General features: G+C 36.3%; 3 protein-coding genes. All 3 read left to right on the top strand.

Annotation, left to right across the window (positions count from 1 at the left end; all coding sequences use genetic code 11):
- Nucleotides 1–135: 135 nt before the first annotated feature.
- The 3 genes from mobV (at nt 136) to ABZ920_RS30435 (ending at nt 2,953) form a co-directional block, all read left to right on the top strand.
- A complete protein-coding gene (gene mobV, locus ABZ920_RS30445) occupies nt 136–1,269 on the top strand; it encodes a MobV family relaxase (RefSeq protein WP_121774291.1) in 1,134 nt (377 codons plus the stop codon).
- 572 nt (nt 1,270–1,841) lie between these two features.
- Entirely contained in the window at nt 1,842–2,768 is a 927-nt protein-coding gene (gene repM, locus ABZ920_RS30440) for a replication initiation protein RepM (protein WP_121774293.1), read from the top strand.
- Complete coding sequence (locus tag ABZ920_RS30435) at nt 2,765–2,953, top strand: hypothetical protein (protein WP_121774292.1); 189 nt, start codon at nt 2,765–2,767, stop codon at nt 2,951–2,953. The genes repM and ABZ920_RS30435 overlap by 4 nt, the downstream gene beginning before the upstream one ends.
- Nucleotides 2,954–3,063 lie beyond the last annotated feature (110 nt).

Here is a 3,063-nt window from a genome sequence, read left to right as displayed (position 1 = left end):
TAAGGGGAGGATTCCCCTTACTCATGAACTTTCAATGTACCTTTAGGTGCTTTGAAAGTGGAGTGAGTCCACTTCGCTATCGCAAAGCTCAAAAACCTCTGCTATCGTGTGTTTTTTCGGTATCGGATTTATCAAATGTCATTTGCTATTTTGCGTATTCAAAAATTGAAATCGTTTGCAGACGTTGGCGGTAGTCTTTCGCATAATTATCGCAATCGAGAAACGTTAAATGCAGATGATGCTCGTACTCATTTGAATGAACATACGCTAGATACAAACGAAAAATGTATGTCCGCAATCAGGGACCGAATTCCTGAGAAGCGAAGAAAAGATGCGGTTTTGTGTATTGAACATCTTGTGACTGCATCACCAGAATGGGACGGCTGGGGAACTGAAAAAGAAACTGCATTTTTTGAACAGTCAAGGAAATGGCTTGAAAGCAAATATGGTAAAAAAAATGTGGTCAGTACAACGATTCATAGAGATGAAACAACTCCACATTTAGTTGCGTATGTTGTTCCCGTTGACGAAGAAACGGGACGTTTAAATGCTAAAAAATTTATTGGTGGATCTCGACATACACTTTCACAGATGCAGACTGATTTTGCAGTTGAAGTAAAGGATTTAGGATTAGATCGCGGGGTACAGGGGAGCAAAGCAAAACATACGTCTATTCAAGAATATTATGAAAAATTGAACAATTATGAGAATGAACCAGGTATTGAAAAAGGACTCACCTATGAAGTGCCTGAACCTGAGTTTTTTGAATCTAAAAATGTTTACGGTGAGAGAGTCGCAGAAGCTGTGGCTGCTCAGATAATTGATCAAATTGCACCTCGATTCGACAATGCTAATTTATTGGCTAGTCAAACAAAAAAATTAAAAAAAGAACTGTTAAACACTAGAAAAACGCTTGATGAAGTACAGAAACGAGCAAAACCCTATTTGGATATAATCAACGAATATAATCATCCAAATCTTGAGAAAGAATTTAATAAGCAAGTTGCTAAATTAAAAGATAATTTTGATTCAGCACTTGAGCATCATAGATTCCTAAAAAGACAGGAAGAACAAGAAAGATTTAACCAACAACGTGAACTTCGCAATCAATTACACTTAGAGCAAGAGCAAAAAAAACAACTGGTTGAGCAAGAAAGGCAAGAAAAAGAACGTTTAGCACTTTTAAGACGTCAAGAATTAGAAAATCAGCGGAAAAATGAGCCTAAAAAACCTGATAATGGCAATAATAACGACTACTCACCCTCATAATACCCGTTTAAACGCAAAAAAACGGGGGTTTTAGCCCTGTTTGGCCTTTTATGCATAAAAGTATAATTGAAATAAAAAAATGCTCTTAGAACGCAAATGATGAGCATTTAGCGAGTGTCTACGAGCGACACAATGAAAATTCGCCTATTCCCCCTCTGAAAAACTGCTTTTGCTCTTTTTTGCTTCTGGAGAGACTTGTTAGCGAGTGTCTACGAGCGAAGTATTGATGCTTTTGCTCTTAAAAAAGCATGAGCATAGCGAATGCATTATCTATGCTTTTGACTTTGATTTTGCTCTTGAAACGACACGAGCAACGCGAGTGCCATAGCCTTTGATTTTGCCTTTTTTGGGCTTTTAATGTTTTTAAATGCTTTTAAATGCTTTTAGATAGCCTGAAAGCATTGCTATACATATGTTTCAGAGCTTATAAAGATACAGATTCCTTGCTATAAAGATACAGATTCCTTGCTATAAAGATACAGATTCCTTGCTATAAAGATACAGATTCCTTGCATTAAGGTACATAGTCATATAATGTATCTTTTAATACATGATTGTATGAAATAACTAATATGAAAAATGGGTTAGTAGTGAAAGATAATGCGTTAATGAATGCCAGCTATAATTTAGAAGTAACAGAACAGCGCTTAATACTTCTAGCAATCATTAGTGCAAGAGAAACAGGGCAAGGGATTACGTCAGATAGCAAATTAGAAATACATGCTAGTGACTATGCAATTCAGTTCAGTGTTGCAAAAGAAACAGCTTATGAGGCACTAAAAAGTGCTGTAAATAATTTATTTGAGCGTCAATTTTCATTTAGAGAAGAAACAAAAAAAGGCACTGGCATTGTACGGTCACGATGGGTTAGCAGAATTAAATACATTGATGACGCAGCAATACTTGAAATCACTTTTGCGCCTGACGTTGTACCATTAATCACTAGACTTGAAGAACACTTCACAAGTTATCAAATCAAGCAAATAGCACAGCTTACAAGTAAGTACGCTATCCGTTTATATGAACTTCTTATTGCTTGGCGAACTACAGGCAAAGTCCCTGAGCTTGAACTATCAGAATTTAGAAATAGATTAGGCATAGCTAGTAATGAATACACAGCAATGAACAACTTTAAAAGCCGTGTATTAGAGCCGTCTATTAAGCAGATCAATGAACACACAGACATTACTGTGACGTATGAACAGCATAAAAAAGGGCGGACAATTACAGGCTTTTCATTCAGATTTAAGCAGAAGCAACAAGCAAAAAAAATAGAAACTAACAGAGATCCAAACACACCTGACTTTTTTATCAAAATGACCGATGCTCAACGGCATTTATTCGCTAACAAAATGTCTGAAATGCCCGAAATGGGGAAATACTCACAAGGTACAGAAAGCTACCAACAATTTGCTATTCGCATCGCCGACATGCTTTTACAACCTGAAAAATTCAGAGAGCTTTATCCAATTTTAGAAAAAGCCGGATTCAAAGAATGATTGAAAAAGAGATAACAAAATTTGAGAAAGAGATTTTGCTACAAGACAAAATCTCTCAGCTCGAAAATGAACTAAAAGAATTTTCTGATCTTCAAAAAAAAGCATATAGCGAACGGCTTCAAAAAAGTATCGTGGGTTTAGAAAATAGAATCTATCGAATCAAGAAAATGCTTTATACAACCTGAAAGGTTGTCAGGGGTTAAGGGGAGGATTCCCCTTACTCATGAACTTTCAATGTACCTTTAGGTGCTTTGAAAGTGGAGTGAGTCCACTTCGCTATCGCAAAGCTCAAAAA

The organism is Streptomyces sp. NPDC046831 (assembly GCF_040645305.1).
Taxonomy (GTDB): Bacteria; Actinomycetota; Actinomycetes; order Streptomycetales; family Streptomycetaceae; genus Streptomyces.
Note: the sequence above shows the minus strand (reverse complement) of the source record. Positions and strands in the feature narration are given on the sequence as shown.